This is a genomic window from Shouchella clausii (assembly GCF_002250115.1).
Classification (GTDB): domain Bacteria; phylum Bacillota; class Bacilli; order Bacillales; family Bacillaceae_D; genus Shouchella; species Shouchella clausii.
Genome location: NZ_CP019985.1, coordinates 2,729,405 through 2,755,409, shown reverse-complemented (window position 1 = coordinate 2,755,409; position 26,005 = coordinate 2,729,405). Strand labels below are relative to the sequence as shown.

Annotated in this window: 27 protein-coding genes; 2 read left to right on the top strand and 25 right to left on the bottom strand. The window is 43.0% G+C overall.

Annotated features, from left to right (window positions below):
- Positions 1-20: 20 nt before the first annotated feature.
- From yunB to BC8716_RS13095, 16 genes are all read right to left on the bottom strand, one after another.
- Positions 21-788, bottom strand: a complete 768-nt coding sequence (gene yunB, locus BC8716_RS13175) for a sporulation protein YunB (RefSeq protein ID WP_094426382.1) — start codon at positions 786-788, stop codon at positions 21-23.
- Positions 789-843: 55 nt separating this feature from the next.
- The gene (locus BC8716_RS13170) at positions 844-1,332 is read right to left on the bottom strand and encodes a dihydrofolate reductase (protein ID WP_094426379.1); all 489 of its coding nucleotides are present in this window, start codon (positions 1,330-1,332) and stop codon (positions 844-846) included.
- Positions 1,329-2,123, bottom strand: coding sequence for a thymidylate synthase (locus BC8716_RS13165; protein WP_094426376.1), 795 nt, complete (start codon positions 2,121-2,123; stop codon positions 1,329-1,331). Before BC8716_RS13165 ends, BC8716_RS13170 begins: the two co-directional genes overlap by 4 nt.
- A gap of 29 nt (positions 2,124-2,152) precedes the next feature.
- The gene (locus BC8716_RS13160) at positions 2,153-2,464 is read right to left on the bottom strand and encodes a YunC family protein (protein ID WP_094426374.1); all 312 of its coding nucleotides are present in this window, start codon (positions 2,462-2,464) and stop codon (positions 2,153-2,155) included.
- A gap of 54 nt (positions 2,465-2,518) precedes the next feature.
- Positions 2,519-3,865: a bifunctional metallophosphatase/5'-nucleotidase gene (locus BC8716_RS13155; protein WP_094426371.1), complete on the bottom strand. Its 1,347-nt coding sequence runs from the start codon at positions 3,863-3,865 to the stop codon at positions 2,519-2,521.
- 44 nt (positions 3,866-3,909) lie between these two features.
- The gene (locus tag BC8716_RS13150; protein ID WP_094429255.1) at positions 3,910-4,728 is read right to left on the bottom strand and encodes a sulfite exporter TauE/SafE family protein; all 819 of its coding nucleotides are present in this window, start codon (positions 4,726-4,728) and stop codon (positions 3,910-3,912) included.
- 104 nt (positions 4,729-4,832) lie between these two features.
- Positions 4,833-5,684 (bottom strand): DUF72 domain-containing protein, encoded by an 852-nt coding sequence (locus BC8716_RS13145; RefSeq protein ID WP_094426369.1) that lies wholly within the window; start codon positions 5,682-5,684, stop codon positions 4,833-4,835.
- A gap of 441 nt (positions 5,685-6,125) precedes the next feature.
- On the bottom strand, positions 6,126-6,509 hold the full coding sequence (locus BC8716_RS13140) for a YwqH-like family protein (RefSeq protein ID WP_011247802.1): 384 nt from the start codon (positions 6,507-6,509) through the stop codon (positions 6,126-6,128).
- An 11-nt stretch (positions 6,510-6,520) separates the two neighbouring features.
- Positions 6,521-6,973 carry a PH domain-containing protein gene (locus tag BC8716_RS13135; RefSeq protein WP_011247803.1) on the bottom strand — a complete coding sequence of 151 codons (453 nt, stop codon included), beginning with the start codon at positions 6,971-6,973 and terminating at the stop codon, positions 6,521-6,523.
- 13 nt (positions 6,974-6,986) lie between these two features.
- Complete coding sequence (locus tag BC8716_RS13130) at positions 6,987-7,805, bottom strand: YfjC family protein (RefSeq protein WP_035202704.1); 819 nt, start codon at positions 7,803-7,805, stop codon at positions 6,987-6,989.
- A gap of 70 nt (positions 7,806-7,875) precedes the next feature.
- Complete coding sequence (locus tag BC8716_RS13125; protein WP_094426367.1) at positions 7,876-8,157, bottom strand: hypothetical protein; 282 nt, start codon at positions 8,155-8,157, stop codon at positions 7,876-7,878.
- 178 nt (positions 8,158-8,335) lie between these two features.
- Positions 8,336-8,674, bottom strand: coding sequence for a hypothetical protein (locus BC8716_RS13120; protein WP_094426365.1), 339 nt, complete (start codon positions 8,672-8,674; stop codon positions 8,336-8,338).
- Between the two features lie 784 nt (positions 8,675-9,458).
- Complete coding sequence (locus BC8716_RS13110) at positions 9,459-9,797, bottom strand: hypothetical protein (protein WP_094426359.1); 339 nt, start codon at positions 9,795-9,797, stop codon at positions 9,459-9,461.
- 23 nt (positions 9,798-9,820) lie between these two features.
- Positions 9,821-11,305 carry an LXG domain-containing protein gene (locus BC8716_RS13105; protein ID WP_094426356.1) on the bottom strand — a complete coding sequence of 495 codons (1,485 nt, stop codon included), beginning with the start codon at positions 11,303-11,305 and terminating at the stop codon, positions 9,821-9,823.
- 3 nt (positions 11,306-11,308) lie between these two features.
- The gene (locus BC8716_RS13100) at positions 11,309-11,587 is read right to left on the bottom strand and encodes a YwqI/YxiC family protein (RefSeq protein WP_094426353.1); all 279 of its coding nucleotides are present in this window, start codon (positions 11,585-11,587) and stop codon (positions 11,309-11,311) included.
- A 608-nt stretch (positions 11,588-12,195) separates the two neighbouring features.
- Entirely contained in the window at positions 12,196-12,666 is a 471-nt protein-coding gene (locus tag BC8716_RS13095) for a helix-hairpin-helix domain-containing protein (RefSeq protein ID WP_094426350.1), read from the bottom strand.
- A gap of 312 nt (positions 12,667-12,978) precedes the next feature.
- Here BC8716_RS13095 and BC8716_RS13090 point away from each other — a divergent pair, with 312 nt between their 5' ends.
- Positions 12,979-13,530: a dihydrofolate reductase family protein gene (locus BC8716_RS13090; RefSeq protein ID WP_094426347.1), complete on the top strand. Its 552-nt coding sequence runs from the start codon at positions 12,979-12,981 to the stop codon at positions 13,528-13,530.
- Between the two features lie 148 nt (positions 13,531-13,678).
- Here the strand turns inward: BC8716_RS13090 and BC8716_RS13085 are convergent, their stop codons facing one another.
- Complete coding sequence (locus tag BC8716_RS13085) at positions 13,679-14,533, bottom strand: aminoglycoside phosphotransferase family protein (protein ID WP_094426344.1); 855 nt, start codon at positions 14,531-14,533, stop codon at positions 13,679-13,681.
- Between the two features lie 172 nt (positions 14,534-14,705).
- Positions 14,706-15,575 carry a LysR family transcriptional regulator gene (locus BC8716_RS13080; RefSeq protein WP_094426342.1) on the bottom strand — a complete coding sequence of 290 codons (870 nt, stop codon included), beginning with the start codon at positions 15,573-15,575 and terminating at the stop codon, positions 14,706-14,708.
- A gap of 97 nt (positions 15,576-15,672) precedes the next feature.
- Here BC8716_RS13080 and BC8716_RS13075 point away from each other — a divergent pair, with 97 nt between their 5' ends.
- Positions 15,673-16,851: an MFS transporter gene (locus tag BC8716_RS13075; RefSeq protein ID WP_094426339.1), complete on the top strand. Its 1,179-nt coding sequence runs from the start codon at positions 15,673-15,675 to the stop codon at positions 16,849-16,851.
- Between the two features lie 128 nt (positions 16,852-16,979).
- On the opposite strand, the gene BC8716_RS13070 is transcribed toward BC8716_RS13075, so the two are convergent.
- From BC8716_RS13070 to BC8716_RS13040, 7 genes are all read right to left on the bottom strand, one after another.
- A complete protein-coding gene (locus BC8716_RS13070; protein WP_094426337.1) occupies positions 16,980-17,963 on the bottom strand; it encodes an ABC transporter substrate-binding protein in 984 nt (327 codons plus the stop codon).
- Positions 17,964-18,074: 111 nt separating this feature from the next.
- A complete protein-coding gene (locus tag BC8716_RS13065) occupies positions 18,075-18,896 on the bottom strand; it encodes a helix-turn-helix domain-containing protein (RefSeq protein ID WP_094426334.1) in 822 nt (273 codons plus the stop codon).
- A 166-nt stretch (positions 18,897-19,062) separates the two neighbouring features.
- Positions 19,063-20,052 carry an aldo/keto reductase gene (locus tag BC8716_RS13060; protein ID WP_094426332.1) on the bottom strand — a complete coding sequence of 330 codons (990 nt, stop codon included), beginning with the start codon at positions 20,050-20,052 and terminating at the stop codon, positions 19,063-19,065.
- Positions 20,053-20,158: 106 nt separating this feature from the next.
- Positions 20,159-20,899, bottom strand: coding sequence for a class I SAM-dependent methyltransferase (locus BC8716_RS13055; RefSeq protein WP_094426330.1), 741 nt, complete (start codon positions 20,897-20,899; stop codon positions 20,159-20,161).
- 147 nt (positions 20,900-21,046) lie between these two features.
- Complete coding sequence (bglH, locus tag BC8716_RS13050; protein WP_094426327.1) at positions 21,047-22,447, bottom strand: aryl-phospho-beta-d-glucosidase; 1,401 nt, start codon at positions 22,445-22,447, stop codon at positions 21,047-21,049.
- 43 nt (positions 22,448-22,490) lie between these two features.
- On the bottom strand, positions 22,491-23,921 hold the full coding sequence (gene ascB, locus BC8716_RS13045) for a 6-phospho-beta-glucosidase (RefSeq protein ID WP_094426324.1): 1,431 nt from the start codon (positions 23,919-23,921) through the stop codon (positions 22,491-22,493).
- 76 nt (positions 23,922-23,997) lie between these two features.
- A complete protein-coding gene (locus tag BC8716_RS13040; protein WP_094426322.1) occupies positions 23,998-25,935 on the bottom strand; it encodes a beta-glucoside-specific PTS transporter subunit IIABC in 1,938 nt (645 codons plus the stop codon).
- Positions 25,936-26,005 lie beyond the last annotated feature (70 nt).

Below are 26,005 nucleotides of genomic sequence, written 5' to 3'. Positions count from 1 at the left end.
GACAACGACAAAATACGACTTTATTGGCTGTCATTTTCTTCCTCAGGCTGCTGTTCTGTATTCGCCTCAAGAGCTGGATAATTGACGATTGGCAGTTGGCCTCCATAAAACTGCGGCACTTCCCCAGAAATAAAGGCGAAACCTGCCGGCAACTCAACCGATACTGTATCTGCCGTCTCAGAAAAGGGCAAAATCACATCCATGCCCACTTCGATCGTGACATAAAAAGACAGCCTCGTATTGTTAATGCCCAGCTGCTCGCTTTCGTCCTTCATGCCTACTTTTGCATCGCCAATTAATGCAAACCGTAAGGGAATGCCTGGCCCGACATCGTTTAATAACGAGTTGTTGAGCGCTCTTCCTAAAGGGATCGTCGCCACTGTGCCTTCGCTTGCGCCGTATGTATTGTCTTCATTGCGTTGGATTGCATTTATCGCCTCATGGACACGGTGCTGGACATTGCCGAGGAGCTTGTTGTATTTTTGAGTGTCCAATGTGACATACGTAATCTGACCGTCTCCGTTCGTTTCAGTAATGAGCATATCGTTCATGTCAGTTTGGCCTAGCTCTTCGGTCAACGCTTGCTGAATCGTATACGTCGCAATCCGCTCCATTTCCCGATGGGCAATTTGCGAAATAATTGGGCGCAGCTGTTGGTCGACAAACCAAAGCCCTTGCAAGGACAAAAGCGTGAATAGCACGGACGAAATGAGCAGCACATAGCGAAAAGGAAGCGGCCCTCTCTCTTGTTTTTGGCCTTTAATCGGGCCTCCTTTAAACCGTTTCATGTGTCCCCCTCCTTTTCCTTACATCTCTATGCAAAAGAAAGGGGACACTTACCTGTTATTTTGCTTGTTTACGCACGTAAGTCCGATATTCGTGGGGATAGCGGTTTTTTTCATCTATTGGTCCAGGCACTGTTTCCACAAGCTCCCATTCTTGCTCAGATAGAGGGGGGACAAACGTATCCGCTTCAAATTTTTCGTCAATAACCGTGACAATGTGTTTGTCACATATGTCCCATAACAGCGCAAAAATCTCCGCTCCACCTATGACGTAAATCGCTTCCTGTTTGCTAAGTTGCAGGACATCGTCGAGTGAATGGATTACTTCCGCTCCTTCTGCTTGAAAGGAGCTGCTTCTCGTGAGAACAACGTTTTTGCGATTCGGCAATGGCCCACCCATAGAGTCAAATGTTTTTCGGCCCATGACAATCGTTTTACCTGTCGTTGTCCGCTTAAAATGGCGCAAATCAGCAGGCAAATGCCAAGGCAACCCGTTGTCTTGGCCGATGCCATAGTGGGCGTCTCGTGCATAAACAAACACAATCATACGGACACCTCTGCTTTAATATGCGGATGAGGATCATAATGTTTCAGTTCAAAATCATCGTAAGTAAACGCAAACAGGTCTGTTACCTCTGGATTGATATGCATCGTTGGCAGCTGTTTTGGTTTACGCGTTAATTGAAGCTTCGTCTGTTCAATATGGTTGCTGTACAAATGGGCATCGCCAAACGTGTGGATAAATTCACCAGGCTTTAATCTGCACACTTGGGCAATCATCATCGTTAACAGTGCATAAGACGATATATTAAAAGGTACACCAAGAAAAATATCGGCACTGCGCTGGTACAATTGGCAAGAAAGTTTTCCGTCGTTTACGTAAAACTGAAACAAGCAATGGCATGGCGCGAGCGCCATTTCTTCAATCTCCGCGACATTCCACGCATTGACAATTAAGCGGCGAGAATTCGGATTCATTTTTATTTGCTCAACCACTTCAGTAATTTGGTCGACTGTTTTGCCGTTTGCCCCTTCCCAGGAGCGCCATTGTTTTCCGTAAACAGGCCCAAGGTCGCCGTTTTCATCAGCCCATTCATTCCAAATACGAACGCCATTTTCTTGCAAATAACGGATGTTCGTGTCGCCTTTTAGAAACCAAAGCAATTCATGGATGATCGAACGCATATGCAATTTTTTCGTTGTGACAATTGGAAAACCCTTTTCTAAATCAAAGCGCATTTGGTAACCAAATACGCTAATGGTGCCAGTGCCTGTCCGATCTGATTTTGGCGAGCCGTTTTGCAAAACGTGCTCGCATAACTGCAAGTATTGTTCCATAAAAACGTCAACTCCTGTTTTCAACTCATTTACATCGATTGTTTCATTTTTAAAAGCGCGTCTTTTCCTGTCATTCCTTTATGAATGCCTAACTCCTCACACTTGAGTGTAACAGATTCCAGCGGCGCTTCAAGCAACTGTTCAATTGTGCGAACGCCAACCGCACGTCCTGCGATAATTCCCCGTTCTTTCAGCTTTTCGTTTAACAGCTTCACGTCAAGGGCCCCACACATAATGTATCCTGTGTCGCATGTCACGGCCATAAAGTTTGTTTTCGGCAATTTGACCGTAATGGCGACAAACATTTCCTTCTCAATCGTAATTGGCTGAACATCAATCATTGGCCCCGCTCCTTTATAAGTTGTTTCACCACAACATATGAGCAGGCAAAGAAATCAGTGCCATTTTTTCAACATGTCCAGCAGAATATCGCGCAAAAATTCAGGGAGCAAATACGTTTTCTTTTTCGCCTCTGCTATTTTCGGAAACAAAAACCCAAACGTATACATGTCCAATGTCGCCAGTCTGTAAATGTGTTCGTCAACAATCGGTTTGCCGCAAACGAAGATTCCTTCAGGCTTGACGTCAATTCCTGTATACACCATCGTCCCGAGCACTTTCCCCCGGAAACCAAATCCTTTTAACTGCAATTGTACAATATCATCGGTTTGCGCACGCTCGATCGTTTCGATCAGCTCCGCCCCGGTCAACTCAACAATGCACGGATTAATCGGATGAGGGCAAATGCGATGAAGATCACCGTACGTGACTGGCCCTTCCGGCAAGCTTTCCAACAGCACGCCTGCATTTAGCATCCCAAGCTCAGCGCCGCACCAAGCACTCAGTTCGTCACACAGCGCTTGCGGCCCAGCCGAATGTTCGAACCATTTGACTTCCAGCTTTCGTGTGAGCACGGCCGCAGGAGCACTTAAAGCAGCTTGCGCCTTTGTTTGCAACGACTGTAGGAGCATACGCGCACCCGGATCCTCATCAAAATTCCGGGGGTCAAGCAGTTCTTCTTCTGCGGAAAGAAATTCATGGCTTCCTTCTGCAAATTCAAGCGACAATTTCCCCAAATATTGGCCATGTTTGCCTGCTTGAGCGATCAGCTTCCCACTTATGCGCTTTCCATGTGGGAGGACATGGTGTGTATGGGCACCGATAATGACATCAATTTCAGCAATTTCCGCAGCAATTTGTTCATCCCGGGGCAGCCCTAGATGGGAGAGAAGGATAAGTGCATCTGCCTTGGCAGCAACTTGTTGCGCCAACTGGCGAAGTCTGTCTATAGAAAAAGCAACATCCCAACCCAACTGCTCATAGAAGTGGATCATGGAGGCAGTGTAGCCAATATAGCCGATCCGAATGCCACCTTCCATTTCATCGACCCAATAAGGCTTGACCCAGTGCGGATAAGTCCCTGTTTGTTGGTCAATCAAATTGGCGGCAAGCACTTGGAATGAAGCGTGCTCGTACATCTCGTGAAGCATTTGTTTGGAAAAGGTCACACCTTCGTTGTTGCCAGGTACGGCAAAATCAACGCCTGCTTCATTTAAAAGCTCAATGTTTCCTTTTCCGTAAGTCGCTTCTGTAAGCGGGTTTGCCCTGTCTGCATGGTCTCCTAAATCGACATAGCGCATAAGGGGATGGCGATGCCGCTTTATATATGAGACAATTCGCGGCCATGTGGCAAAACCGCTGTGGATGTCGTTTGTATGATAAATGGTAACCGTCTTGGTCACAAAGTCGCCTCCTCTTATTTCGATCTGTTCCTGATATGTGGTGTTTATAGCAGGCCTTGGAGAATAAACTGCACCGCAAGCCCGATAAAGACAAGCTTCATCAACCACACGAGCAAGTTAGAGCGAATTCGTTGGTTGAGCCAAGCACCCGCCTTGCCACCAAACCACGCTCCAGGAATAAGCGCCAGCGCATAAAGCCAGTGGATGTGACCAGCCGCAAAATGGGCAGCTGAACCTGACACGGCCGAAAACAAAATAACAAGCATGGCGGTAGCGGCAGCTATTTTAGCAGGGAACCCAAACCAGACAATCATGACGGGAACCATTAACGCCCCTCCACCGACGCCGAAGAGGCTCGATAAAAAGCCAACGCCAATGCTGACTAGAATGGCGGTAATAGGCGAATAGCCATAAACAAAACGATTTCCAGCTTCATCCTTGCTCTCACGGATCACTCCCTTAACAGGCGCATCTTTGCGTTTTAGCTTTCCCCGCAAAAATAAACTACCCGCAATAACGAGCATAAAAAGGCCGAAATAAAACATAAACGAATCCGTTGACAACACTTTGCTGGCGCTAGTCCCAAGAATCGCCCCAGGAACAATACCAATCAAAAAAAGAAGTGCGCTTTTCCAATCAATCGTTTTCTGTTTATGATAGGCTAGCACAGAAGAAATGCCGGTAAAAATCATAACAAATAAAGACGTGCCTGCAGCTGTTTGCGGAGAAATGACGTCGACAGCGGCAAACAAGCTACCGAGTCCAAGCAAAGCAGGCACGACGACCACACCGCCCCCAAGACCGAGCAAACTCCCAAATGCCGCTGCAGCAAAACCTACTAATACGAGCAGTACATATTCCATTAAAAAACCAGCTTTCTGTATAATCATATTTAAATATGGACACCGAAAAAGCTAGTGCCACCCTTAAACAGCACAAAGCTTAGGCGCTTGCTGTTCGCGTGCTGTTAAAATAAGTCCAATTGTCTTGGCGCCAGGTCCGTATATTCGATGCCCATCATCTCAATCAACGCGCGGGCGTTGTGTGCCGCATGACCGCCAGAATTGTTGTTAAAAACCACATAAATGTGCTCACATTGTTGTCGCAGCGACTGAAGGCGCGTTTTCCATTCAGCAAGCTCCCGTTCGTTGTAATCATACAAATAGCGGACATCACGCCATTCTTGCCCTTTGCTCGGCCCATTCCAACCATGGACATTGCGTCCATGCATACGAACCAATGTCTTTTGGCGGTCTGTTGGCTCGAGCACAGTTGGAATCGAGCGTGCCCCGGCTTGAGGTTCATCACAAATGCTGTGAATCCAATTTTCCTCGCGCATCAACGCGAGCGTTTTCTCACGGTAAGCAGGCAAAAACCACGATTCATGCCTGAATTCAAGCGCGACCGGAAAATCTTTCAACTGTTCGCGCACTACACGAAGCCAAGCAACGTGTTTTTTCTGAACATCAAACCAGGGGGGAAACTGGCATAAAACCATCGCTAGTTTGCCTGCTTCCGCCAACGGTTGGATCGATTCTATAAAAGCAGCAAACATCTCCTGTTTCGATTGAAAAGGAGAAGGCGCCTCTCCCCGCTGATGGCCTGTTATTTCCTGATACGCTTTGACAACAAATTGAAAAGACGCCGGCGTTTCGTCTACCCACTTTCGGATTGACGATTGGGGTGGAACGGCATAAAACGAGGCATCCAACTCCACAATCGGAAAATAGCCCGCATACGTTTGCAACTTTTCTGCTGGCTTTACGCCTTCGTATAAGCGATGATGGTCACCCCAGCCGCTTAAACCTATGTAAATCACTTAAAAACGCCTCCTGCAGCATTTCTCTCTATTTTAACATATTTCCAAAAGAAGTCTCCCCCTTCAAGCGTGTGAAGGGCGTAGCAGTGCGGTAAGGGGGAGATGAATATCGGTCGAGCGAAGAAGGGATTCGCTTATTAGCCACTGCCTAATGAAAGATAACTCTTGGAACAAGAGGGTTAGCTTGGTCCATTTCGTCAGCTACCAAAAGTGGCGATTACCCAAGAAGCCCCCACTTCAAGCAGCCTGTAAGGGTGGTAAGTGGTGGGTAGTTCACCGCAATCTCTTGTAAAATGTTAGTTCCACATACACAAACTTACGAAACGCAGATTTGATACATTGCTGCAATCTTACCGAAAGGAAACCAAAAAACGCCCAGAGAACGATTCTCTGAGCGTTTGTATGCATAAATATGCTGGCGACCAAAAAACAGCGGCAATCCTACTCTTCCTTTTCCCTCTCGATTGCCCGTTCAAGACCGATTTGATAATTGCTTAGCAAACTACTTTGGAAGTTGATGACATCTTGTGTAGCACTGATTTCGTTCGTCGCCTTTTCAATTGTATTGCCGACTTCATTGAGGAGATCTTGATAAGGGCCCACCACTTCCGATTCACGCTCAGCATCAAATTCATCCGCATGCTTGCCATACCAATTCTCTTTCGTTAATTCCGGTTCTTTAAAAGTATGTTTTGTATCGCCCATGATAATTTCCTGTCCAATTAAGTGGGCCCTGCACGCTCTTAAGCGAGCAATTTTTTCATTGGCTGCTTGGATGGCATTTTCCGTCTCCCGTATTCGATTTCGATAAAATTCAACCGACATGTGTCTTCCTCCTATCGACTATCTGCTTTCACTTGCACATCTAAATGTGGCGCACGTTTGAGCAGCTCCTGTTTAAATTCTTCCATCCGCTCAGGCGAGACTTTCACCTCTCCCTTTGGCCCATTATGTTTGATATTAAATCCTTGAGAAGAGCCAACGATACGCTCTTTCCCAGAAAAAGGGCTGCCCATCGGTTCAAGCGCTGTCATGCTTTCATAAGAGTAAAAACGGCTAATTAAACCAGCTTGAACAAACAAACCCTCTTCTTTCAACTCATATGTAATAAACACCATCCCGCCAACAAAATAAATCATTCCAATCATAAATAAAAGGCCAAAAAACAATAAACGCCCAATGGAGTCTTCGACCATGAACACAATCGCCATAATAGCAGTCAACCCCACAACCAACGCACTGTAACCAAATACAACCTTCTTATCTCGTGATGTTTTGTATATGTTCATAAAACACCCTCCTTTATTTGGCAGCGTGGAAGACTGTCCGTTCAAGGAATTCGTTACACACTTCTTTCCATTTAGAAAAAGATGTTTTTTGAATAATGACATCTTCGTTTGAATGAACATCTTTGTATCTTACAAACCAAACTCCATCTCGTGCAGGCATATGAAACAATAGGTCATTCAAATCTGTTTCTGTCTGTTCTCCATCAAGTGAAACATGGATCACACTTGTATTAAAAAACTTCCAATCATTCGCTAAAAGCGCTTCTGCAAATTCATCAAACCACGCTTCATTTTGCCTAGTTGCTTCAAGCCAGTACATTTTTACTTCTTTTACATGCCGCTGGTCACTTAGCGCAGTAAAAGCGCCATTTGACATCGTGAATTCAATCTCGTTGCTCGGTTCTAAATCTTTATATTCAATGAACTGATGCATGTTCTTCTCTATACTCTTTGCATCAACAGGATGAAACTCTTGGATAATTTCTTGCTTTATGTAATGTTCAATCCATTGGCCGTCGCCGATACGCCTAAATAATAATGCTTCATTGGTCAGTGGGTTTGATAAACGGATCAATTGCTTTGCTTCAGCTACACTGCGAATAAAAGATTGCAGCCCATCCGCAAGCGGAACCTCATCCTTTGAAGCCTTCTCATCATCCCAAACCCCTTTAAGCATAAGTTGATGCGCTGCACATTCAAACAACGTTTCCCAGCTCTCTTCTGATTTTTCGCCAAACACTTCCTCTCCTAACGACTTGGCCAACACCTCATAGCCACACATCGTCAAAAGAAGCATCCATTCCTCCGTCGTACACCGCATAAAGGGCTTCATCTTTTTTCTCCTTTCAAAAAATGCCGTTTTTAGAACATGTGGGGGATGTTGGCTACAATAATAAAAAGAATTAAAATACACACCCTATCCCCAGGTAAAAAAGCCTCCCTTTTACTCCACCATACTTTTCAATTAACTTTAGAAATGTAAGATGGGCAAAACGATGTGCATATAAATAAAACATATTTGTAAACCGGTCAAACCAACCTTTGGCGTTCTTCACATAATAATTAGACAAATAACTGCCTATTGGAGAAGCTATTCCAAATAAGAAAAACAACATACCCGTTAAAAATTGCAGGGTAATTGATAAACCTACAATAGTAAAGATAATTAAAGCAAACGTCTCCATATTTCACCTCTTTACAAAGATAGCTCCCCTTCAGAAGCATTATCTCTATCCATAAGCAGGAGTCGTAAGGGCATTGCCTGTAAAGTTTATCGATCAAGTCAACAAAGGCGTATTTTTCCTAGAATAAAAAGCAGCACAGTTCTCATTTATTTACAACCTAAACCGACCTCATCCTCTCCTAGCTCGTGAGGCGAACCTCAATAGCGTTAATAATATTACCAATGATAGCTAGAATTACTGTTGCGATAAAAACTAAGCCTGCATATCGGAGTTTCCCTTTTATCCCTCCGTGCTTTTCCATCACTTTTACATATCCTCGGTGTGCTACTCCGTAATTCATAATGTAGAAAAAGTTCATAAACTTGTCATACCAATCTTTTGGCTGATGTTCATAAAATTTTTCCACAAAACGGGCATAAAAATTGTTTCTTCCTACGACTAAAAAAACAAATGCTGTTATATACTGAAAGGCAAGACATAAGCCTATTAAATATAAAATAATTATATATATGATCATTCGTCTCTCTCCCTCTTTCAAGTCGGTATATCGGCACTTGTTCCCTAAATTATGCTTGAAGGACTTGGTTTTCCATTGATTCTCAGAATCAATAGCCTTGATGTCATACAGAAACCTATTATAAAGAAGAGAAGTAACTCAAACATTTTTTTATCTCCTTTTTTGGTTAACAAAACTTCACTTTCCCTAACTCATGAGTCTTATTTCAATAATGGTGAGAATATTGGCGATTATAATTAAGATTATAGTTACCAAAAAAACAAAGCCTGCGTAACGTAGCTTGCCTTTAATCCCTCCGTGCTTTTCCATCACTTTTACATATCCTCGGTGTGCGACTCCGTAATTCATAATGTAAAAAAAGTTCATAAACTTGTCATACCAATCTTTTGGCTGATGTTCGTAAAATTTTTCCACAAAACGAGCATAGGGGGTGTTTCTTCCAAACATGAGAAACATAAATGCTGTTACATATTGAAAGGCAAGACATATGGATAATAAAAACATAACGCTAGCGTAAAGGATCAATAAATTTCTCCTTCCGTGACAATGTCGTTTTTAAAACATGTGGGGGATGTTGACTAAAATAGCGAGTACCACAAGTATCCCTATTCCCTCTAAAAGAAAAACAAACCTCCCCTTTATGCCTCCAAACCTTTCGATTGCAATCTGAAATAAAAGTACAGCAAGACCAAAGTAAGCATAATAAAATACATTCATTATTTTATCGTATATGCCTCTTGGCGTTTCTTCATAATTTCCGACGTAAAACTGATCTTGCCCTCTCCTAGCTCGTGAGGCGAACCTCAATAGCGTTAATAATATTACCAATGATAACCAATAATACTGTTGCAAGAAAAACTAAGCCTGCATATCGGAGTTTCCCTTTTATCCCTCCGTGTTTTTCCATTACCTTTACATATCCTCGGTGTGCCACACCGTAATTCATAATGTAGAAAAAGTTCATAAACTTGTCATACCAATCTTTTGGCTGATGTTCATAAAACTTCTCCACGAAACGGGCATATGGGTTGTTTCTACCAAACAAGAGAAACATAAATGCCGTTACATATTGAAAGGCGAGACATATAGATAATAAAAATATAACAGTAGCATAAAGAATCATTAATTTATCTCCATTCTCATTTTTTAACTAAACCACCCAAGCACACTATCCGCAGCCCCTTTAAATATGCTGCCTACTGATTTTGTTACATTTTCTGTTACATCTGCCACTTGATTAATTACTTTTGTGCCTAGTTCTTTTGCGTCATCTATAATCTGGCCAGAAAATACATATTCAGCCGCGTCTTTCACATCGTCCACGATTTCACTACCTGCTTTCCCACCGATATAACCACCGATAGCCGCACCGACAAAGGCACCCCCTGGGATTGGCGATAAAAGTGCGCCCCCAATAAATGCACCTGCAGCAGCTCCCCCAATTTCTGTAGATGCTCCAGCAAGTGCTCTGGCACCTTTAACTAGAATCGATTTGTCTCTATTATCCGGATCCGTAAATTCTGTAAGATGACTCATCCCAGTAAGAGCATAACCCACAGGTCCTAGTGCCTTTGTAAAGCGGTTATTTGTTATTGCATGAAGTTTCCCACCAGGCTTAAAAGCATCGTTTATCTTATTGCTGACATTTTGGGCTACGGGGTGCTGAGAAATGTGGGAGATAGCAGTTTCATATCCTTTTTGAACAATTGTTGTTGCTCCATTGAATGCAACAGAAAACTTTTTTATATGTTTTGAGTCTTTAATGTCTGCCATTACTGACTTTAATTTCGTTCTTCCTTCGAATAACACTGCCCCATGCCTCGCATAAAAGCCAACGCCCATGGCCAAGCCTGGAACAAACTCTGTTGTTGCCGAAAAAGCATCTTGAAATACGCCAAATGGCTTTCCTAAAAAAGAGTCTACATATTCGATGGTATTATTGACTTCTCGTTGCAACCACGCACTCTTCACATTCTTATACGCTTCTTCGTCCTTTATTTGGCCCCTTGAGAAGTTTTCAATCGAAACAGAACCATTTGAGATCATTGACCGAATTCTGTCAACGTATGTATGCATTAATGCAATGTCTTCGGCAATATACTCCATTGGCGTTTTCATTTTTGCATCCATTTCGTACAAGTAGGCGGTGGTTTCTTGGAGTTTTTCTTGCGATTTCGTCAGTCCTTGTTCGATTTTGGAGTCATCGAATGACGGCATTGCCAATACGTCGCTATACTCGTTTTTAATGTCTGCTAGCGCATCGCCAAAGTTACGAACTACGTTTTTCAATTGATCTAGTTCATCATAAAGTTGATCCATCATAAACGATTCTTTTAACACAGCTTCTCTCGTAAAAGCATCGGATATGGCGTTTTGTATTTGCTCAAGTTTGTTTGAAAAATCATCCATCACATCTCGAAGTAAATTTAAAAACGGCCCGTGTGCTTCACTCCAAAAGTTTGCTATTGCGGTTGCCGTCTTTCCTGAACTTAACCTGCCTCCTGATTGTAAATGTTGACTGATCAACCAACTACTGAATCCGGCAAACTGGCCGTTTTGATCGGATGTTTCTGAAGCCATTGCTTGAAGCATGTCAATCGTCTGTGCCGCATCAAGTGATTTTTGGCCCATGTTCTATCCTCCCTTTATTTGATTGGCTACTTGCTCTTCTGCAGCAACGAAGTCATTGATCATTTTTTCAATATGGTCGGCATTATCAAGCACCAATGCCTGGTAATCGGTAAGTAACTGTTGTAAATTCTCCATGTTTTCTCTTGCTAGTTCAATCGAATCGAGTATCGTTCCTTCATTGGTATAGTCTGACTGACTTGGTGTTACTTCATTAATATGGTCACGAAGCTTGCTCACTTGATTAAGAACAATCCTTGGATTTAACTTAATTTCACCACTCACCTGTTCACTACCTCCGTTTCTCGACCTTTCGCGGAATGTTAAATTTATGTATTTAAAAACCAATATCATTTTGTCAATATTGGAGATATAACCATTGGAAAAAACATCCTTCTATCGTCGAGTTTACCATACAATAAGATCGTGTTAAAACAGTCCGATTTTCCTCCTTTTTGATTGGAATAAACGGGCAAATGAATGACTTTTATCCCGTTAAATAAGGCTTATTAGTTTTTAAAATTACTATTATAATTCTCTCCTGAGGCTCAGTAAGCCAATGCTTAATGAGGCCCAAATAATCCTAATAAGAGCCTTTAACAGTCATTAACTGAATCAGCTTTATCCGAGCTCGTATGTCTTTGTTGCTACCTCCTACTACACCAGCAATAATGACCTTTGACGTAGAAAAAAGGTAACAATTGCTTTACCATTTTAGCGATGTTAGCTTTCCCCTCATCCGATTCAGTTCTCTTTATTATCGCTGGTACCATTACATGTTTTTTGATGCTAGGTTCTTCATTTACCGTAGAATGCTCGTCCTCATTAAAAGCTAACTCAGTTCCCCTATTGCTTCCCTCCCAAAAACGCCCCTATCAAAACTGTAAACACCTTTAAATGAGTTTTGTTTTCATTAGATTGTTACAAGGTGTTTTGGGCCGATCAGCTGGATATCCGTGTTCTTTCCGGTATCTTTTCCGTTCCTCCGTAAAATCCCACCACTTTTTGTCCGAATGGGGATTTTCTGCAAAGTGGACAACTAGTCTAAGTTGATCTTCGACACAAGGGTCAATCCAGCAGCCACAATGTTGTTCCAACAAATCGGTTAACTCACTGCCACTTTTCCCCTTCATATCATCAAGATGCAAGAAACCAAGATTGACTAAGTTCCCTGCTAAGACAGGGCCAATTGAGGGCAAACGTTGAAATTGTGCGCTGGCTACCATTTGTTGTGCTTTTTCTAAAGGTATCTCTAACATTTCAGCTAAATCGATGGGATCTATCGTATGAATAGCAGACATCTTGATTTTATTTTTTCTTAATTTCTTCTTTTGGTCATCTGTAAGGGCAAGTTTAGTAGTCATGGCGAAACCTCCCAATATTTGTCATTTGTTAACTGGTGTGCTTACTCTGCCCAAATGATACTTTCTCTTTTTTCCTTTTCATCCCTTCTACGTATTGATAGAAACATAGACCTTCCTTGATTAGACCCATCTGAACAACGCTTGTTAGCAATCAAAAAGAAATCGATACATTTCTTCTATCCTATAATAAAACGGAGTCATTTGTTAGGATTCAACAGTTGTACTGAATTTGACCTGTCTAAATAATTCGCTTCATATCTATTTACTCATTTTTAGTATCTCTAAAAAAATAGAATTGAAAGGGTGACGCAAATGCGAAAAATAACTTTGTCAATGGTTATGTCTTTGGATGGCTTTGTTGCTGGGAAAGACGGAGATTGTTCGTGGCATGTAATGGATGAGGAAATGCACGATTTTATGGATCGTTTTTTGGATACTGTGGATACATTGCTTTATGGACGGATTGCCTATGAGAAAATGCTCCAGTATTGGCCTTCGGCTGAATTTGATCAAACGAGCACAGAAAAAAACCGGTTATTTGCTAGGAAAATGAATAACATGAACAAAGTTGTTTTTTCTCGTACGCTAGAAAAGGCTGAGTGGAATGCGAGAGTGGTAAAGGGAAATGTGCCTTTAGAAGCGGAAAAACTAAAGCTTCAGCCTGGTAAAAATATTGCTCTCTTTGCCGGTGCAAACATTGCGCAAATCTTTATGAAACATGACTTAATTGATGAGTACCGCCTCATCGTCAATCCTGTTTGTATTGGAAAGGGACAACGGTTATTTAACAATACTACGAAAAAGCTTACATTAGTAGAGTCAAAAGTGTTTCAATGCGGAAACGTGCTGTTGGTTTACCGATAAAGCGATCGGTTCGTTTCTGAGCCCTGTCTATGAGCTAAAACAGTTGCCCCTAGTCGCTTCAAGAAATGCAGTTGACCGCCGCCTAGCATAGCTGGAACATCCCTAAAAGAAAAGAGAGAGGCTATCTAACCCTCTCTCTTTCAACTCGCTAATCATGTAAGATTTCTTTGATTGTGAAATGAGCATTTTGACGAACCTCATCGACTTCGGAATTATACGTAATTAACGCTTTCCATAAAGCCCACCCTTTCCCGCGATTCCACGTATCTGCATCAAGACCCATTTCCTCTTTAAATATGTTTCGGCTGTCTTTGTCAAAAAATGTCCATGCCATCACTAAATCGCATGCAGGGTCGCCTACACCTGAGCTGCCGAAATCAATCACGCCAGCCAGTTTTCGGTTTTTGACTAGTAAATTCCCTGGAGCTACGTCTCCATGTACCCACACTGACGGTTTGCTCCATTTTGAGCTTAATGCTTCTTTAAAAACTTGTGCACATGCTTTCCTATCGATTTGCTCGCCTAACGTTGCCATTGCCCTTTCTGTTTCACGTTTATAAACTGCTAAATCTCCGCCACGGAAAAAGTTATGTTTGCCTGCTAATGGGCCATTTTTACAGTCAATCGACTGCAGTTTTTTTAAGAAAGCAGCTAAATCAACGGCTAATTGTTGTAAATCAGTGTTGCTTCTGTCCAGAGTTTGCCCTTCAATCCACCGGTTGACAGACCAAGAATACGGGTACAAACGAGAAGGCTTCCCTTTCGCAATTGGTACTGTTATTGGCAAGTCAAAATGAGGGGCAAGCATAGGCAACCATTTTGCCTCTTTCTCAACTTGAGGCGCGTATGCCTCATGACTAGGCAAGCGTATACTCATCGTATCGCCAAGGCGAAAAGTCCGATTGTCATGACCGCTTTTTTGCACATGTTTAATCTCTAGGTTTGACCACTCTGGAAACTGTTCATCGATTAATTTTCTCGCCAATTCAATCGTCGGTTCCATAAGCCCTCCATTTTATAACAGATTTTATTTCAGAAGCCATAAGCCTATCTGCTTGTCTTGTATTTTTCATACGACCACCCCTAATTTGTCTTTCACCTAGATTCGCTTTACAGCGATGACGTTCCTCCCAGTACCCAAAGCCCTGTTCTTCTGTTTAGCTCTGTTTCATCGTTCACCGATCATAAACGCGCCTTGCTTCTTTTAGAAAGGCTTGCACTGCTGGAGATGTTTTGCTGCTGTTAAACGCTAAAGATATATCACGTACATTTTTGACCGCTAGATCCTTATACTTTAGTTGACTATGCGTTTTTAGGAATAATTTTGAGCCAATTGTGATACCAAGCCCTTCTTTCACTAAGTTTGCAATTGTTGTGCAATCTTGCACTTCAAAACAAATATTGGGCTCTGCATGAGCATCTTTAAAAATTTCGAATATATATGGCGCATACATGCCTTTTGGCATAATGAATGGTTCATTGGCAATATCCTTAATCGTTACAGACTCGTACTTATTTAAAAAATGCCGCTCAGAAAAAGCAACGACAATGTCATCCTTAACGAGCGGCAGTGTTTCATACGCTGTTGCCTCATTAGTCTCTATAATAAACCCGACATCAACGACCCGTGATTCTAACCAATCGATTATTTCTTCATAAGTGCCTTCAAAAAGTACAAATTCGATATTCGGATACTTTCTCTGAAATTGAGCGAGTATCTTCGGTAGTAAACAAGCCGATGCGCTATAAAAAATGCCAAGGCGGACTGTGCCTTTCTCTATGTTAGAGGCAAAAGCAATTTCTTGATTTATTTTTTCAATCCGACTTACTATTTCCCTCATATGAATAACCGTTTTCTGGCCAATTTCCGTAAGGCGCAACCCTTTTTTCTTGTCTCTAATTAATAACGATACACCCCATTCTGATTCAAGACTTGACACCGCATGACTAACAGCAGGTTGAGTCATGTTTAATTTTTTTGCTGCTTTCGTAAAACTCCCTAAATCCACGACAGTCGTGAAGACTTCAAATCTAGAAATCGTCATAAGTATTTGCTCATCTCCTTAATAAAAATTTAGCATTTTATTTATGAACAAACAACATATAAACTGGAACACATAATGGAAGTAAGGGAGAGTGCATATGAACAGATCATTAACATATTTGCTAGCTCTTGGTGCCTTTCTAACGGGTACTGCTGAGTTTATCGCATCAGGTATATTGGAAATCATCGCCGCCGATTTTGGCGTTTCCATTTCAGCGGCTGGGCAATTATTAACTTTTTACTCGTTATCATACGCCTTTGGTGCGCTTGTTTTAGTCTTGGCAACCGCCAAGTATAACCGAAAAAACATGCTTTTGCTTTCGCTCGCTCTCTTTTTTGTATCAAATTTAATCGCCTTTTCGAGTGTTAATTATTGGATGCTGCTCACGGCACGGATTATTATGGCTATGAGCGGCGGACTTTATATTGTCATTGCCACTCATTATGCTTCGAGTCTAGCAGCCCCACAAAAACGAGGGAATGCAATGGCGATCATACTCACTGGATTTACATTATCTTTGGTTGTGGGCGTCCCAATCGGCACGTTTGCATCTGCCTATGTAGACTGGCGTTACACATACTTATTTTTAGCCTTTGTCACATTCATTACATTGATCTTTCTAATGCGCCTGATCCCTTCTAGAGAAGGAAACCCAGGCATGCCCCTTAAACAGCAACTACGCATTCTAAGTGATAAACGGTTACTTACTGGTTTGACCGTAACGATTCTCTGGATTTTAGGATACACACTATTGTTTGCCTATATTGCCCCGTTCTTGAGCAAGACGGCTCATTTTTCTATTGAACAAATTAGTAGTGCGTTATTTATTCTTGGTTTATTCGCCTTAATAGGATCACGTGTTGGCGGATTTGCTGTTGACCGGTGGGGGCCTGTCAAAACGATCAGCATCAGTTTAATGGTTCATATGCTTGCCCTAATAAGCATGTTTTTCGTCGTAAACAGGCCAAATTTACTCGTATTAATGATCATGATATGGGGGGCAGCGACCTGGGCTACGACACCTGCAAACCAATATTATTTAACGTCGTTAAAACCACGTTCTTCAGAGATCGTATTAAGCTTTCATACCGCTTTGATGAACATCGGTATGACGTTAGGGGCTGCCTTTGGTGGATCGGTAATCGCTTCTTTCCCAATAACTTATTTAACCTTGATCGCGTCTTTGTTTGTTTTTTTGGCTTTCATCACAGCTACGATCTCATTCCGCTTACATCATCAGGAACGAAGTCGTTTACGTTCCGGACAAGATAGATAGCTGCAAGATAATCAATCGTATAATAAATAGATACAACTGTCTGCCAATCGTTTTATTGTAGGTTTGTAATGCTCACAAACAAAAAGCCTGCCAAGCGCTTTACAGCGTTTAGCAGGCTGTGCATTTCATTACTCCAATGCTTTTACCACTTGTTCGAGCGCGTACGATTGCCCAATTGGCCCATAGCCAAGGGCAAGTTCGCCATTCATTTCATACACTTGGCCTTTTTCTACTGCTTGCAGGCTGTTCCATACATTCGTCTCTTCCCATTCACTAATGATTGAAGAAGAGGAGTCGCTGTCTCCTTGAAAATAGCCAATGAAAAGGTGGTCGGGGTTTAATTCGCTTATCCCTTCAAGAGAGATTTCTGCCCCTTCTTTCATAATTGGTGCATCTGCAACAGGCAGCCCCAACTGGTCATAGTACAATGGCAAATAGTTCGTACCTTGCAGCCAAGCTGTTGCTTCTCGTGCTTGCAAAAAAGCCACTTCGCCTTCTGTATTTACTAATTTTTCGCGACCTTCCGCGACTTTTTCTTCAAAAGAACGAATAAATGATTCAGCGGCATCTTCTTGGCCAAGAATGTCGCCAAGCAAAGACACGAGTGCGGGCCAGTCTCCCCACACGTTGACTTCTTCCTCATCTACGACAAAAACAGGCGCAATTTGTTGCAATTGGTCGATATTCTCATTTACTTGGTTCCCTGCAATAATTAAATCTGGTTCATAGGCAAGCAACGCTTCCAAATTCACTTGCTGGTTTTCGCCTACCACCTCCAGCTCATCGAACGTTTCTACATAAGGCTTGTACACGTCCGTTTTTAGAACAGATTGTTCTGCTGAAAAAGGCAGCACCACAGCAGCTGAAGGCGTGTCAAAAAGCAAAAAAGAATCGACAAATCCCCAATGGGCAATTGCTACTTTTTGCGGCTCTTTTTCAAGAGTAAAGTCTCCGTTTGCATCTTCCAATGTCCGCGGAAACGCGCTTGAGACAGCGGGCTCACTGCTTTTTTCTGTATTGTCATTGGCATCGTTATCAACATTACCTGCACAAGCTCCTAGAAGCACTAGCAGCAAAAGGCTTGAAGCAAGTGATTTAAGTGAATGGTGCATAAAGTACGTTCCTTTCGTTCTTATCTATTAATAGTGATAATCATTATCATTTAAAATGATAACAAGGAATGACTTTATGTAAAATAGACAGTTTCCTGTTTTACAGATGGATTATTTCTTCATTTCCAGGCGAACGTAGCTTGGAGCGACTCCAAACTGTTTTTTAAACAACCTGCTAAAATAATAGGGATCCTGATACCCGACGCTGCGGGCAACCGCACTGACAGTAAACGCCCCTGTCATTAGTAGTTGGCGGGCTCGCTTCATACGGCAATGGATCACATAGTCAATCGGGCCAACTCCTGTGCATTTCCGAAAAGCGGCAGAAAAATATTTAGGCGCCATATCGTAACGAGCAGCCAATTGCCCTAATGTCAACGGTTCATGGTAATGGGCATGGATATAACGGATTGTCTCTTCCATCGCTTCACTATTTTTAGGTTTCTGCTGGAAGCGCGCTAATTGAAGGACATGTGTAAGCAATTGGTAGAACAGCGCTTTTTTTTGCAGTGCCGCCATCTCCCCTGGCGCCGCATCAGCTTGCAAAAGCTCATCAACCATTTGCAACATACTCGGTTCAAATAGGTACTCCAGTTGATGGGCTTTTTGAAACAAAGTTGCCTCGGGCAGGCGCCGATCTTCTGGCAAGAAGTGAATAAGCGCGTATTCACAACCCGTTTCACCGACTTCTAACTCTAAGCGCATTTGATAGCCGCCAATGATTGCTTTCCCTTGGCTGACTTCGATTGAATTAGAACCATTAAAGGTAAAGCGTGCGCTGCCACGAAGCCCAAGAATAAGCCCGCCATAAGCCGTTGGCTGGTCAACATGGCCACGATAAAGGCGATTGGCTTCAAGCATGCTCTTATATACGCCATAAACACGAATAGGCGTGTACGCAAAAGCTTGTGCCAACTGGTTATACCGTTCCATGCAACACCTCTTTTCTTGCTTTATGCTCCTTAGCGTAATCGTTTGCTGCTGCTCTGTCCATAGCAATAACTGGATGATTGTTTCCTAGATAGTTGACTTGATCGCTACAGCTATTCAAGTCTAGCGGTCACAAAAAGGAGAGTACGCATCACTCTCCTCTTTTTCATCATTTATCGCTGCCTACGATCGAATCAATTGCATTCAATTCTTCTTGGCTAAATGATAAATTGTTCAATGCAGCTACATTTTCTTCGATTTGTTCGATGGAACTCGCCCCGATTAAAGCAGACGTGGCGCTGCCATCCCTTAATACCCATGCTAAAGCAAACTGGGCCATTGTTTGCCCGCGGTTCTCGGCAATTTTATGAAGCTCTTTTACTTTCCCTACTTGCTCCTCGGTCACATTTGCTTTAAACCAATCGTTTTTAGCCGCCCTGGATCCTTCTGGAATAGCGTGCAAGTATTTTGAAGTTAAAAGCCCCATCGCCAGCGGTGCAAAAGCGACAGTGCCAATTCCTTCTTCAGCGAGGACGTCTTGCAGCCCTCCCTCAATCCAACGGTTCAACATCGAATACGAAGGCTGGTTAACGACACAAGGCGTGCCTAACTGTTTTAAAATTGTGGCCGCCTGTTTTGTTTCTTTAGGCCCGTAATTCGATAAGCCAATATAGAGCGCCTTTCCTTGGCGGACAATAGCGTCAAGTGCAGCCATTGTTTCTTCCAGCGGCGTGTTTGGATCATAGCGATGATGATAGAAAATATCGACATAATCAACTTTTAGCCGTTTTAGGCTTTGGTCAAGGCTAGCGATGAGATACTTTCTTGAACCGCCATCCCCGTATGGGCCAGGCCACATGTCGTAGCCTGCTTTCGTCGAAATAATGAGTTCATCCCGATAGCGATTTAGTTCGCTGTTTAGTATCGTGCCCATTGCTGCTTCGGCAGAACCAGGAGGAGGGCCATAATTGTTGGCCAAGTCAAAATGAGTAATCCCTAAATCAAACGCACAAAAAATTTTTTCTTTTACTTTAGCCTGGCTCGTGTCGGCGCCAAAGTTTTGCCACAATCCCAATGAAATAGCTGGAAGCTTCAAGCCGCTTTTTCCGCATTGGTTGTATATCATATCATCATAACGTGAAGGCGTTGCTGTATACATAGAGCAGGACACTCCTTTTTCTTATACTTTAGCATGGCTTGGGAACGGCGTATATGGCCATGTGATGCATGATGTCATTTTTCGTAAGCGCTTTACTATTCATCGTTTACAGTTTTGGCTTTTGCGCGGAAATGATTAAAAACATTGGCCTTCTCCATTCATCTTTCATTTCCTGGCTAAGGGCAGACATGTCCTCAGAAGGAGTGGGTTCTTTTACAGCGTTGATCCGAAAACCAGCCTCTATCAAATCATTGATATAGGTCGAAAGTGTACGATGGTATTTAATCACATGCTCAGCCAAAAAAGACGTTTCCCTCATTCCTTCTGATTGGTAATGGTCAACAGGCCAATGCTGGCGGTTCCCTTGGTGGTCGTAACACCAATCTTGTTGATGGCGAGAAGTAAAAATCGGGTGTTCTACTGAAAAGATGAATGTCCCCTCGGCTTTTAGACAATCGTAAACGTTCTTGCAAATTGGCCTAAAGGACTTGATATAGTGGAAAGCGAGTGAACTGATGACGACATCGAACTGTGCCCTTGGGAAATCGATGTCTTCGATCGCCATGTTTAAATAAGAAATGAACGGGTCATTTGTTGTTTCACGTGCTTTTTCCAGCATGTTTTCTGATAAATCAACGCCTACTACAGAGCGTGCCTGTTGTTCCCTGGCATAGCGGCAATGCCAGCCAAAACCGCAGCCTAAGTCAAGCACGGCTTTCCCCCGCATATCAGGTAATAGTGCCTTTAGCACATGCCATTCCCCTGCACCGGCAAGCCCTTTTACAGAGCGAGGCATTTTTTCATAAGCGGCAAAGAACGCCTTATCGTCATACTTATTCTGTTTCATTCGTCCGTATCCTCTTCCTTCCTAGCCAACGCCATTGTTTGATTTCGCGCAACTGCATGCGAAACGCTTCCCTTTATTATAAAGCAACCTTTTCGTGTAGCACGGCAAAAAACGACTTGAGCTTAAAACTCAAGTCGCTTGTAGTAGCTAAAGCTGTTCTCCATTAGTGGCAATAACATTTTGGTACCAGCTAAAGCTTTTCTTTTTATAACGTTTATTCGATCCTTTTCCATTGCTGTCGCGATCGACATAAATGAACCCATACCGCTTTTTTAGTTCCGCTGTTGAGGCGCTTACTAAATCAATTGGCCCCCAGGAAGTATAGCCGATCAAGTCCACGCCATCGGCAATAGCGAGCTTCATTTGTTCAATGTGCGCGCGCAAATAGTCAATCCGGTAGTCATCCTGAATCGAGCCGTCTTCCTCGATTTGATCAACGGCGCCAAGGCCGTTTTCGACAATAAATAGAGGCTTTTGGTAGCGATCATATAGTTGGTTGCACACCGTGCGCAAACCAATTGGATCAATTTGCCACCCCCACTCGGATGCCTCCAAGTACGGATTCTTCACACCGGCAAAGAGGTTGCCGGACGTTTTTAGGTGCTCTGGATCTGTGCTTGCCACAAAAGACATGTAGTAACTAAAGCCAATATAATCGACCGTATGTTCACTGAGGAGGTCAAGATCGCCAGCTTCCATTTCAATGTCAATACTTTTTTCCTTAAGATAGGCTTTTATATAGGAAGGGTAATAGCCACGTGATTGGACATCAGAGAAGAACAACGTTTTTCGATCTTGCTCTAGCGCAGCAAACATGTCTTCTGGCTTCGACGTATACGGATATGTCACCATTGACGCGATCATGCAGCCAATTTGCAAAGATGGATCCAATGCATGGCCTGCTTTAACAGCGAGGCTACTTGCCAAAAACTGATGGTGTGCAGCTTGGTAAATCGCTTGCTCTTTGTTTTCGCCAGCTTCGAATAAAAGGCCTCCGCCTGTAAAAGGCGCATGAAGGAGAACATTGATTTCGTTGAATGTCATCCAATATTTTACTTTATGGTGGTACCGTTCTAATATCGTCTTCGCAAACCGTTCATAAAAATGGACCACTTGCCTGTTTTTCCAACCGCCATAGTCTTTCACAAGCCCGAGTGGCATTTCATAGTGTGAAATCGTTATGACAGGTTCAATATTGTACTTTAATAGCTCATCAATAACTTGGTCGTAGAATGCCAAGCCTTTTTCGTTCGGCGTTGCTTCGTCGCCATTAGGGAAAATGCGCGTCCAAGCAACGGAGAAGCGGAACGCCTTAAATCCCATTTCCGCAAATAAAGCGATATCTTCTTTATATGTGTGGTAAAAATCAATTGCTTCATGGTAAAGATTAAATTCTTTCATCGAGAAATCCGGTTCGTTCATAATTCCATTTGGCGAAACATCGGCTGTAGACAACCCTTTTCCGTCTTCCTGGTAAGCACCTTCTAATTGGTTAGCTGCTACTGCGCCGCCCCATAAAAATCCTTCTGGAAATGTTGCTGCTTTCATCTGTAGTCACCTCGTATGATTAATTGATTTGGGAAAAAGGGTCTTAGTTGAGCTCTTGTCCGTTCGATTTGATGACCGTTTTATACCAATCGAAGCTTTTCTTTTTCACTCGTTTCAACGTTCCATTGCCTTCATTGTCACGATCGACATAAATATAGCCGTAACGCTTTTTCATTTCTCCTGTAGAAGCACTTACGATGTCTATCGGCCCCCAACTCGTGTAACCAATGATTTCCACTCCGTCTTCAATCGCTTCGCCCATTGCCGCAATATGCTGGCGCAAGTAATCAATCCGATAGTCATCATTGATGTCTCCATCTGCGGATAATTCGTCAACCGCTCCTAAGCCATTTTCGACAACAAACAGAGGCTTTTGGTAGCGGTCATAAAGCTGATTGGCCGTTATGCGGAAGCCTTTCGGATCAATCGTCCAGCCCCACTCCGATTTTTCCAAATAAGGGTTTTCCACCGAACCGAATACGTTGCCGCTCGTTTGGTTTTTCAACACGTCAGGATCGGTGCTTGTCGCCCGGCTCGCATAATAGCTAAAACCAATGTAATCGACGGTGTTTGCTTGCAGAAGTTCCAAGTCTCCTTCTTCCATTTCTACAGTGATGTTGTTTTCTTTAAAGAAACGCTTCGCATATCCCGGATAAGCCCCTCTTGATTGGACGTCGATAAAAAAGAACGATTCACGGTCTTTTTCCATCGCATCAAACACATCATCAGGATGGCATGTATAAGCGTAAGTCGCCCCTGCGGCAAGCATGCAGCCAATTTTTGCATCAGGGATCAGCTCATGGCAAGCTTTAACGGCTAGCGCGCTAGCGACGAGTTGGTGGTGGGCAGCCTGGTATTTAATTTGCGTTACATCGTCCCCTTCCTCAAACACAAGGCCAGCGCCAACATAAGGCAAATGGAGAAGCATATTGATTTCGTTAAACGTCATCCAGTATTTCACTTTATGTTGGTAGCGCTCTAAAATCGTTCTTGCATATGTTTCAAAAAAAGTGACGAGCTTACGATTTCGCCAACTTTTGTACTTCTTGACCAAGTGGATTGGCACGTCAAAATGGGCCATTGTTACAACGGGCTCAATCCCGTGTTTTCGTAATTCGTCAAATAGCTCATCGTAAAATGCTAAGCCAGCTTCATTGGGCGTTTCGTCATCCCCATTTGGAAAGATGCGCGACCAAGCGATCGACACGCGCAACGCCTTAAAACCCATCTCAGCAAACAAAGCAATATCTTCTTTATAACGATGATAAAAATCAATTGCCTCGTGTGAAGGATAATAGAACTGTTCATCAGGTTCAAAACGGCTTAACTTTCCTAACATGATCTCCCAACGCTTTTCGCCTGTTGGCAATAAATCCACGGTTGTCAGCCCTTTTCCCCCTTCTAAAAAGGCCCCTTCTGCCTGGTTAGCGGCAATCGCGCCACCCCATAGAAACGATTCTGGAAATGTGTTCATGTAAATTTTCTCCTTCCATTCTTTACGAGCTAGAAGGAAGACAATCTTTGAAACCTTCTAGCTCCTGTGTAAAAGCTTATTTTTTTTCTAATGTGAGGAAATGGTCTCCTACTTGGACATTGGTCTCTTCAGTCGTTATAACCGTGTAGTGCTCGTGGTTGGTTACAACAATTGGTGTATCGAGCATAAATCCTGCTTGTTGAATTTTATCAATATCAAACTCCATTAACAATTGGCCTTTCTCAACGCGCTCTCCTTGTTTCACATGGGACGAGAAGTACTGTCCTTGTAACTGAACCGTATCCATTCCAACATGGATTAATAGTTCAGCCCCTTTATCAGTCGTCATTCCAATCGCATGATTCGTTGGAAAGAGAGCAGTGATCGTTCCATCTGCCGGTGCAAATACTTTCCCTTCTGTCGGCAGAATGGCGATTCCTTTGCCAAGTGCAGCCGATGCGAATGCTTCATCTTTAATACGTTCTAGTGGTATAGCCTTTCCCTTTAATGGGCTAGCAAGGGTTTCCGCTTCTACTTCCTTGGCAACCGTTTTCTCTACAGTAGCATCTGGAGAGGCAGATTCAGTATTAGCGCCACGTTCAACTGGTGTTTCCTCTTTATGAATGCCAGCAAACAAATACGTCAGGATAAAACCTATTCCGAACGCGACAGGCATAGAAATGATGGCTCCCCAAAAGCCAGTGTCAATCCCTTCTGGGCCAATGAAAGCGGGGATTTGGAAAATGCCTAGCCCGCCAATCATATAGCCAGCGCCGCCGAAGAAGCCAATAATCGCGCCGCCGATGCCAGCCCCTACTAAACTAAAGATAAAAGGCTTTTTCTTCGGTAGTGTGATCCCATAAATAGCAGGCTCTGTTACGCCAAAGATTCCCGAGATAAAGGCAGGAATACTTAATGATTTAAGTTTTTGGTTCTTCGTTCGAATCCAAACAGCAAGAACAGCGCCGATTTGCGCAAAAGAAGCAGCAAAGATCATCGCTAATATAGGGTCAGAGCCCGTTGATACGAGGTTATTAATCGCGATCGGAACAAGGCCCCAGTGCAATCCAAAAATGACGATCACTTGCCAGAAAGCGCCTAGCACCAATCCGGCGATGGTTGGACTTAATTCATAAACAAAAATGGTTCCTTGGCCTAATAGTTGGCTCGCCCAAGTCGCAATTGGCCCAATGATCATAAACGTCAACGGGACAACGACCAAAAGTGTAAAAAATGGAACTAAAAACGTCTTCACAACATCTGGAATCACTTTTCTAAAGAAGCGTTCTACTTTTGATGCAAAAAATGCAGCAAGGATGATCGGGACAACGGATGTCGCATAACTCATTAGAATAACAGGGATTCCTAAAAAGGTAATATAAACAGGAGACTCAAACACAGTTCCCGCAAATAATACATAAAGCGGCTCCCCTTCCATTAAGCTTTCTACGGCAGGATAAACGAGGGAAGCGCCAATCGCAATTCCGATAAAGGGGGTTCCGCCAAACTTTTTAATCGCCGTATAGCCAAGAAAAATAGGGAAGAAATGAAACAACGAATCGCCGACAATGTTTAATAGTTGATACGTACCGTCGGTTTCCTCTAACCATCCCACTGCCAGAAATAGCGCGTTAAACCCTTTGATCATCCCTGTGGCCGCTAAAACGCCAAGGATAGGTGTAAAGATGCTGGCAATAATATCTATAAAGCGATTAAACAAATTTCCTCGTTTTTCTTGCTCGTCGTCGTCTACTTGTCCGATGTTTGCGAAGCCGCCGACCTCTACGACAGCTTTATAAACATCAGGGACATGGTTGCCGATAACCACTTGGTATTGGCCGCCGCTTTTCATGACAGTCACAATGCCATCCATGTTTTTTAACGCTTCCGTTTGTGCTTTGTCCTCATCTTTTAACTTAAAGCGCAAGCGCGTAATACAATGAACGACATTGTTTACATTTTCTTTGCCGCCAACTTTTTCAATAATATCCTTTGCTAATTGCTCGTACTTCATATGAACCAGCTCTTTTCATGTTGTACTTGGTAAATAAAAAAACCTGAACCAATTTGCATCATAGTGTTTG

Bases quoted from the DNA above. Each gene is read 5' to 3' on its own strand.
- yunB (WP_094426382.1), bottom strand. From the start codon at position 788: ATGAAACGGTTTAAAGGAGGCCCGATTAAAGGCCAAAAACAAGAGAGA.
- BC8716_RS13170 (WP_094426379.1), bottom strand. From the start codon at position 1,332: ATGATTGTGTTTGTTTATGCACGAGACGCCCACTATGGCATCGGCCAA.
- BC8716_RS13165 (WP_094426376.1), bottom strand. From the start codon at position 2,123: ATGGAACAATACTTGCAGTTATGCGAGCACGTTTTGCAAAACGGCTCG.
- BC8716_RS13160 (WP_094426374.1), bottom strand. From the start codon at position 2,464: ATGATTGATGTTCAGCCAATTACGATTGAGAAGGAAATGTTTGTCGCC.
- BC8716_RS13150 (WP_094429255.1), bottom strand. From the start codon at position 4,728: ATGGAATATGTACTGCTCGTATTAGTAGGTTTTGCTGCAGCGGCATTT.
- BC8716_RS13140 (WP_011247802.1), bottom strand. From the start codon at position 6,509: ATGTCGGTTGAATTTTATCGAAATCGAATACGGGAGACGGAAAATGCC.
- BC8716_RS13135 (WP_011247803.1), bottom strand. From the start codon at position 6,973: ATGAACATATACAAAACATCACGAGATAAGAAGGTTGTATTTGGTTAC.
- BC8716_RS13130 (WP_035202704.1), bottom strand. From the start codon at position 7,805: ATGAAGCCCTTTATGCGGTGTACGACGGAGGAATGGATGCTTCTTTTG.
- BC8716_RS13125 (WP_094426367.1), bottom strand. From the start codon at position 8,157: ATGGAGACGTTTGCTTTAATTATCTTTACTATTGTAGGTTTATCAATT.
- BC8716_RS13120 (WP_094426365.1), bottom strand. From the start codon at position 8,674: ATGATCATATATATAATTATTTTATATTTAATAGGCTTATGTCTTGCC.
- BC8716_RS13110 (WP_094426359.1), bottom strand. From the start codon at position 9,797: ATGATTCTTTATGCTACTGTTATATTTTTATTATCTATATGTCTCGCC.
- BC8716_RS13105 (WP_094426356.1), bottom strand. From the start codon at position 11,305: ATGGGCCAAAAATCACTTGATGCGGCACAGACGATTGACATGCTTCAA.
- BC8716_RS13095 (WP_094426350.1), bottom strand. From the start codon at position 12,666: ATGACTACTAAACTTGCCCTTACAGATGACCAAAAGAAGAAATTAAGA.
- BC8716_RS13090 (WP_094426347.1), top strand. From the start codon at position 12,979: ATGCGAAAAATAACTTTGTCAATGGTTATGTCTTTGGATGGCTTTGTT.
- BC8716_RS13085 (WP_094426344.1), bottom strand. From the start codon at position 14,533: ATGGAACCGACGATTGAATTGGCGAGAAAATTAATCGATGAACAGTTT.
- BC8716_RS13080 (WP_094426342.1), bottom strand. From the start codon at position 15,575: ATGACGATTTCTAGATTTGAAGTCTTCACGACTGTCGTGGATTTAGGG.
- BC8716_RS13075 (WP_094426339.1), top strand. From the start codon at position 15,673: ATGAACAGATCATTAACATATTTGCTAGCTCTTGGTGCCTTTCTAACG.
- BC8716_RS13070 (WP_094426337.1), bottom strand. From the start codon at position 17,963: ATGCACCATTCACTTAAATCACTTGCTTCAAGCCTTTTGCTGCTAGTG.
- BC8716_RS13065 (WP_094426334.1), bottom strand. From the start codon at position 18,896: ATGGAACGGTATAACCAGTTGGCACAAGCTTTTGCGTACACGCCTATT.
- BC8716_RS13060 (WP_094426332.1), bottom strand. From the start codon at position 20,052: ATGTATACAGCAACGCCTTCACGTTATGATGATATGATATACAACCAA.
- BC8716_RS13055 (WP_094426330.1), bottom strand. From the start codon at position 20,899: ATGAAACAGAATAAGTATGACGATAAGGCGTTCTTTGCCGCTTATGAA.
- bglH (WP_094426327.1), bottom strand. From the start codon at position 22,447: ATGAAAGCAGCAACATTTCCAGAAGGATTTTTATGGGGCGGCGCAGTA.
- ascB (WP_094426324.1), bottom strand. From the start codon at position 23,921: ATGAACACATTTCCAGAATCGTTTCTATGGGGTGGCGCGATTGCCGCT.
- BC8716_RS13040 (WP_094426322.1), bottom strand. From the start codon at position 25,935: ATGAAGTACGAGCAATTAGCAAAGGATATTATTGAAAAAGTTGGCGGC.